Annotated in this window: 4 protein-coding genes and 1 pseudogene; 1 reads left to right on the top strand and 4 read right to left on the bottom strand. The window is 36.1% G+C overall.

Annotated elements, in window-relative coordinates:
- The 4 genes and pseudogenes from Q0910_RS16035 to Q0910_RS16020 all read right to left on the bottom strand — a co-directional run.
- A pseudogene (locus Q0910_RS16035) lies at positions 1-575 on the bottom strand (hypothetical protein); the annotation flags it as partial.
- Between the two features lie 296 nt (positions 576-871).
- Positions 872-1,915 (bottom strand): tail fiber protein, encoded by a 1,044-nt coding sequence (locus Q0910_RS16030; RefSeq protein ID WP_299218576.1) that lies wholly within the window; start codon positions 1,913-1,915, stop codon positions 872-874.
- Between the two features lie 9 nt (positions 1,916-1,924).
- On the bottom strand, positions 1,925-3,100 hold the full coding sequence (locus Q0910_RS16025) for a tail fiber protein (RefSeq protein WP_299218573.1): 1,176 nt from the start codon (positions 3,098-3,100) through the stop codon (positions 1,925-1,927).
- Positions 3,093-4,181, bottom strand: coding sequence for a hypothetical protein (locus Q0910_RS16020; RefSeq protein ID WP_299218571.1), 1,089 nt, complete (start codon positions 4,179-4,181; stop codon positions 3,093-3,095). Before Q0910_RS16020 ends, Q0910_RS16025 begins: the two co-directional genes overlap by 8 nt.
- A 655-nt stretch (positions 4,182-4,836) precedes the next feature.
- Between Q0910_RS16020 and lysS the strand changes: the two genes are divergently transcribed.
- Positions 4,837-6,546, top strand: coding sequence for a lysine--tRNA ligase (gene lysS / locus Q0910_RS16015; RefSeq protein ID WP_299218569.1), 1,710 nt, complete (start codon positions 4,837-4,839; stop codon positions 6,544-6,546).
- Positions 6,547-6,648: the final 102 nt, after the last annotated feature.

The raw sequence follows: 6,648 nt of genomic DNA, 5'->3' as shown, positions 1-6,648 counted from the left end.
GTACCTGATAATCCGTTAATAGAAAAACTAAAGGTATCTGCCTGGATATCGATATTGTTCATACTATAATTGGTTAACAAAGCATCGGCAGCATCCATAGCTTCTACGGTAGAAAAAGTACCCATATATGCATTATTGTAGGCAGCATCAAGACCTGCTCGAGTGCCTGGGTCTGTAATTTTAGCATAGGTTCCATCCGCTTGATCAGGAAGTCCATGTACCTGACGAGAAACTACCCCGCCATAGTTCAGGTTCCATCCCAAACCAACCTTAGTAGCTAATTGATTCACCTTAATCCCAGAAGCATCATAGGTCATACTAATTGGCATACTAATACTATTCCCTTTGATCTCACAAATCGGAATCGAAATATTAGGAGTACCCGTATATTGGTTTAATGGAACATTTCCATATTTAATAAATGCTGCTGCTTCTGGAGAGTTAGGAATCGTAACTGCTCTAGAAAGCTCTGCTGTGTAATCAAATGCAGTAGTGCCTCCACCGTCATCGCCAGTCTGTGCATATCCCAAACTCGTAATCAAAAAAAGTGTGAGAAATAATGAAATGTTTTTCATAAAAAATACTATTTAATAATTGTTGCCTTACTTAATTTTTTGGATTCTTAATCCATCAATTTTTTAATGTGATTAAGAATACTTCTGAGGTGAATTTCGTCTCCTTACTTGTACGTGTCTTAGGAAGGAGAATTGTTACCTCTGTTTTCTTACTTTTTTTTATTTATGGTCGATTGTTGGATTATTATATCACTGGATCGTTCGATTATATGAATAGGAACCGTAACTCTAGATATGTATTCATTGGTATATCTCCATATTTCACGAATGAATATATACTAGAAGCAATTGAGATTCTATTTCTTCACTAATAATGTCTCTAATTTTTTAAGACGTTCTTCTTGTTCTTCCAATTTCTTCTCCTGCGCAATCGTATACAGCGTCAATTCTTCGATCTTCTCTAGAAGTTTCGCATTCATAGCTCCTAATTGGATACCGTTTTCTGCTACTTCTGCCGCCGATGGAATATTGATAAGATGCCCTTTTGTAGCGATATGATTTTCTACTTGTTCTAGTGTTGGTAAATTGTAATCTTCTTTAAATACATAATCTGCCCAGCCGATCAAGTCTACTTTTACTTCTTTGGTATGGATATTTCCGTTTACGGCTAGTTTTGCGTCTGGAGTTGTGGTGCCGATGCCTACGTTGCCTCCATTGAAAAATGACACCCCATTCGAATGAATTAAGAATTTATTTTCAGAGTTATCATTTCTACCAGAAATATAACCATGCGCTTGTGCATTAAGAGCAATTCTATAACTCCCCCCTTTATTAATGGTAATAAATTCTGTTGCTTTTATATTACCATTTACATCCAGTTTTCCTGACGGATTAGATTTTCCAATTCCTAATTTTCCATCATAGCTTAGATATAAATCATTTTCTCCATAATTCAGTCTCCCAAACTTTGCCGATAATAGTACAGTTCCTTGACCATCGGGCAATGACCCTTCTAATATATTTCCTCCTGTCCATTCGGATTGGTCTAAATGAATATATAAATAAGATATTGCTGTTGTGAAATTAATTTCCAAATAAGAATTAGTACTGTCATATGTAATTCTAGCATCTGACCAAAGACCATTGTCTGTAACAGTATGAAGATTTAACCCTCCATAATGAGACCAACCTTTGAACCAGGATATAGTTGCCACCCTTGGTGCAGTTGAACCACCCCTAGTTGTTAGTGTTACAGTATTATATCCTCTTCCAGCCCCTCCATCAAGTCTGGCGACTCTTTTCCAACCAGCTCCATCTACTGAAACTGTTTTTTTTATTACATTTTGCGCACTTAACCCTAAGGTGGTAATACACATTACTAGTAGTATGATTTTTTTCATTTCAAATGATTAATTATTTCCTAAAACTTTTTCTAATTTTCCTTCAAGGGACTTAATACGTTTCTCCTGCGCAATCGTATACAATGTCAATTCTTCGATCTTCTCTAGAAGTTTCGCATTCATCTCACCTAACCGTATACCATTTTCTGCTACTTCTGCTGCCGATGGAATATTGATAAGATGCCCTTTTGTAGCGATATGATCTTCTACTTGTTGTAGGGTAGGAAGCTTGTAATCTTCTTTAAATACATAATCCGCCCAACCGATTAAGTCTACTTTTACTTCTTTAGTATGGATGTTACCGTTTACGGCTAGTTTAGCGTCTGGAGTGTTTGTGCCGATCCCGACATTACCGGTAGCATTTATAAGCATATCACTTTCTTGATGATTATTTACTCGGAACTCCATCCTATCGTTATTATGATAATATTGCATTCCTCCAACAAAATCATCATCAGTATCAGAGAAACCATAGTAGCCTATCTTAGTATTAGGTGACAATAAATTCATCATTGTGTGGTCATCATCTTCTAAAGTTAATTCGGAAAACCCATGCGCCGTTCCACCAGACAATCCATTCGATATTTGCAATTTTGATTGAGGTGAGGTTGTTCCAATACCAACATTACCTGTGGAACGTTGAAAGGTCATTACCTGAAAAGCCCCACTATTTTCTCCATTATCCCTTTGAGTCCTTATTGCAAAGCTTTCACCTCCGTTATGCGCATTTAAAAGCCAGTCATTTTTATCTTTTCCGTCTATAATTAGGGCACCCCAATTTCCATCTCCAACCTTTGCAGTACCGTTTACATCTAATTTTTGAGTTGGGTTATTTGTTCCAATAGCAACATTGCCATTTGCACCTACTTGAAACAAGGTCGCTCCATTTTGTACTGTTGCTCCATATTTTTTTCTTTTAATCTGAAAAGCATTTTTCTCCGTATTTCCATACATCCATACAACTGGAGAAATTTGATGAGGACCCGTAACAATACCAAATCCACCTTGCGCCTGATTCGTATTATCCGAGCCTTCCTGAGCCCCTGCAAATTGCATCAATGTGCCAGTACCATTTCCAATGGTCATTGCTCCATTATTCTGTGCATTAGTATCTAAACTTTGCGCAATAATACTCGATGTAAAAAAAAAGCTTACTACAATAATTCTAATTGTCTTTTTAATCATAATTACTTCGTTTTAAGAGGGTATTTAATTTTTGTTCCAAGTCATTGATCTTGGTATTTTGTTTTTGAATTGCTGTTTCTAATTTCGTATTTCGATTTTCTTGATTTATTATCTTCTTCTCCTGCGCAATCGTATACAAAGTCAATTCTTCGATTTTCTCCAGGAGTTTCGCATTCATTTCTCCTAATTGGATACCATTTTCTGCTACTTCTGCCGCCGATGGAATATTGATTAGGTGACCATTTGTAGCGATATGATCTTCTACTTGCTGTAGGGTAGGAAGCTTGTAATCTTCTTTAAATACATAATCTGCCCAACCACCAAGTTTAACTTTAACCTCATTGGAAGTTAATTTTCCTCTAATTCCTAAGTCTCCACTATTTCCATTTAGGTACATAGAATAATAATTAGCTTTAGTCGCTGATTGACCAGTACCCCAATAAAAATTACCATTATCATGCATGCCGAACATTAATTCTTTAGCATCTCCCGGTTTAAAGACAATTGCTCCATTACTTTGCCCGGTCAATTCAATTTTGTTAGCGAAACCGTTAACTGAAGAAATTGGGTTTTTAGATGATATGGTAAGGCCTCCTGTTTGTAATCTAGTAAAACCAGTATTAGCGTCTGAATTCCAAAATATTATTTGTTTTTTATTACCATCATAAAATGACTTTACATATGACCCATCATCATAGCTAGAACCATATGGATACATTGTGAAGTAGCCATTATCGTGCCTTAGGTTACCTCTTATGGTACCGTTTACGTGTAATTTTGCTCCTGGATTTGTGGTTCCAATACCTACATTACCTCCTTGAGGATTTATATATGTATTCCCTTTACTATAGTGATTTATATAGGTAGCGTTTCCATCTTTAGAATCTAAATGCAAGTTTCCATTTGTAGATATTATTGAGGCTTTGGTAGTGCCTCTACCATTACCTCCAACTTTAAGATATTCTCCCCAACTTGAATTTGGACCATATAAATGATATCCATTATCGGATACAGGGATAGATTGCCCAAAAACACCAACACTAGACACTAAAACACAAAGAAATAACAATGATCTTCTCATAATCGTAAAATTGTATAATTAAAAATTTTAATAAAACGCTTCTATTCTGGAGCGCAGAAGAAGGGCGCAAAAATAAAATTTTAGAGATAGCCTCATAATTTGTAAACCATATTGTTATCAACAAATTTGTTTTGTAAAATGTTGCTTTCTTATCACTCTGACAATCATATGGTTACAATTAATTCATCTCTGACACTATCTTTTTAAACACTTCTAATCACTCTATTAAATTCTATTCTATACTAGATAGTGTCATATGGTCTACTTATGTTACTATCAAAATTCATTTTTTTTTATTTTTTTTAAAAGTTTACGTTTTGGCAGTGTAATTTCACGCTTCGACTCCCACTTCGAATCCGCTCAGTATGACAGCTCACCCTTCGGCTACGCTCAGGGTTCGAGAATCTCACGCTTCGCGGATTATACATTGGATATGCGTCAGGGATAGGAATGGAAATCCCACAGCCTGATCCGCTGCGGCGGAGAGGTGCGAGGAATTGTATTGGATAGCCCGCCAGGACGCCCTAATTCATAGAAAATCGATTTTTGTAGTGTGTTAGAACATTCTTAAATGCGATTGTCCTGACTATCCTTAAAAATCAATTGAAAGATTATATCATACTTCGTATCTTTGCACGCTTAAAACGGCAGCATTATGCAATTATCAGAACAAGAACTTGTAAGAAGAGAGAAACTAAAAACGCTACGCGACTTAGGTATCAATCCATATCCGGCAGCATTATTTCCTGTGGATCATACTTCTGAGAACATAAAACAGCAATACGAAGAAGGAAAAAAGGTAATCATCGCAGGAAGATTAATGTCCAGACGTATACAAGGGAAAGCTTCTTTTGCAGAATTGCAAGACTCTAATGGCCGTATACAGGTATATTTTAACCGAGATGAAATCTGTACTGGTGAGGACAAAACCAAATACAACGAAATCTATAAAAAACTACTAGACATTGGTGACTTTATCGGTGTAGAAGGTGAGCTTTTTACCACTCAGGTTGGTGAAAAAACAGTCATGGTAAAGGACTTTACCTTATTAAGTAAAACGCTAAAACCATTACCTCAACCCAGAACCGATGCCGATGGTAATGTACATGACGCATTTACAGATCCAGAATTGAGATACCGTCAGCGTTATGTAGACTTAGTCGTAAATCCGCATGTTAAGGATGTATTTGTAAAAAGAACAAAACTCTTTAACGCAATGCGTGAGTTTTTTAATACCAAAGGATATTTTGAAGTAGAAACACCAATCCTACAACCAATACCTGGTGGTGCTGCTGCACGTCCATTTATAACACATCATAATTCGCTAGATATTCCTTTATATATGCGAATTGCTAATGAGTTATATCTAAAGCGATTAATTGTAGGTGGTTTTGAAGGAGTATATGAGTTTTCTAAAAACTTCAGAAATGAAGGGATGGACAGAACCCACAATCCAGAGTTTACTGCTATGGAAATCTATGTAGCCTATAAAGACTACAACTGGATGATGGAGTTTACTGAAAACCTGGTAGAACATTGTGCAATAGCTGTAAATGGAACGACAGATGCTACTTTTGGAGAACATAAAATAAACTTTAAGACACCGTATGCTCGTATAACGATGACTGATTCTATCAAACACTTTACAGGGTTTGATATCACAGGAAAATCTGAAGAAGAGATTCGCGAAGCTGCAAAAGGAATGGGTATCGAAGTGGATGAAACCATGGGTAAAGGAAAGTTGATCGATGAGATTTTTGGAGAGAAATGCGAAGGAAATTATATCCAACCAACGTTTATCACAGATTACCCAAAAGAGATGAGTCCTCTATGTAAAGAACATAGAGATAACCCAGAACTTACAGAGCGTTTCGAACTGATGGTTTGTGGAAAAGAAATTGCTAATGCATATTCTGAGCTTAATGATCCTATTGATCAACGTGAACGTTTTGAAGCACAATTAAAACTTAGTGAAAAAGGAGATGATGAAGCAATGTTTATTGACGATGACTTTATCAGAGCTTTAGAATATGGTATGCCACCAACATCCGGAATGGGAATTGGTATGGACCGATTGATTATGTATTTAACCAATAATCAATCCATACAGGAGGTATTGTTCTTCCCGCAGATGCGCCCAGAAGTGCGAGCCGCACAGGCAAATATTATAGAATCTTTAAACGATAACGAAAAAGCTATTTTTGAGATTATCAAAAAAGAACAAAGTATGATATTAGCAGATCTGAAATCAGCCTCAGGATTAAGTAATAAAGCTTGGGATAAAGGAATGAAAGGTCTTTCTAAACTTGGTCTTACTAAAGTTACTAAAACTGATGATAGTCTTATCGTAGAGGTCGCTGAGTAAAACATATTATTTTTAACTATTCAATGAATAAAATTCTTGAATAGTTAAAAATCAATTTCAGTCAAAATAATATAAAACCAAACGCAACCTACAAAGGTTGCG

This window comes from uncultured Aquimarina sp. (assembly GCF_947495315.1).
In the GTDB taxonomy this organism is placed as follows: Bacteria; Bacteroidota; Bacteroidia; order Flavobacteriales; family Flavobacteriaceae; genus Aquimarina.
Note: the sequence above shows the minus strand (reverse complement) of the source record. Positions and strands in the feature narration are given on the sequence as shown.

What these genes read in the sequence shown, in the direction of transcription:
- Q0910_RS16020 (WP_299218571.1), bottom strand. Translation starts at nt 4,181, where the DNA reads ATGAGAAGATCATTGTTATTTCTTTGTGTTTTAGTGTCTAGTGTTGGT.
- Q0910_RS16030 (WP_299218576.1), bottom strand. Translation starts at nt 1,915, where the DNA reads ATGAAAAAAATCATACTACTAGTAATGTGTATTACCACCTTAGGGTTA.
- lysS (WP_299218569.1), top strand. Translation starts at nt 4,837, where the DNA reads ATGCAATTATCAGAACAAGAACTTGTAAGAAGAGAGAAACTAAAAACG.
- Q0910_RS16025 (WP_299218573.1), bottom strand. Translation starts at nt 3,100, where the DNA reads ATGATTAAAAAGACAATTAGAATTATTGTAGTAAGCTTTTTTTTTACA.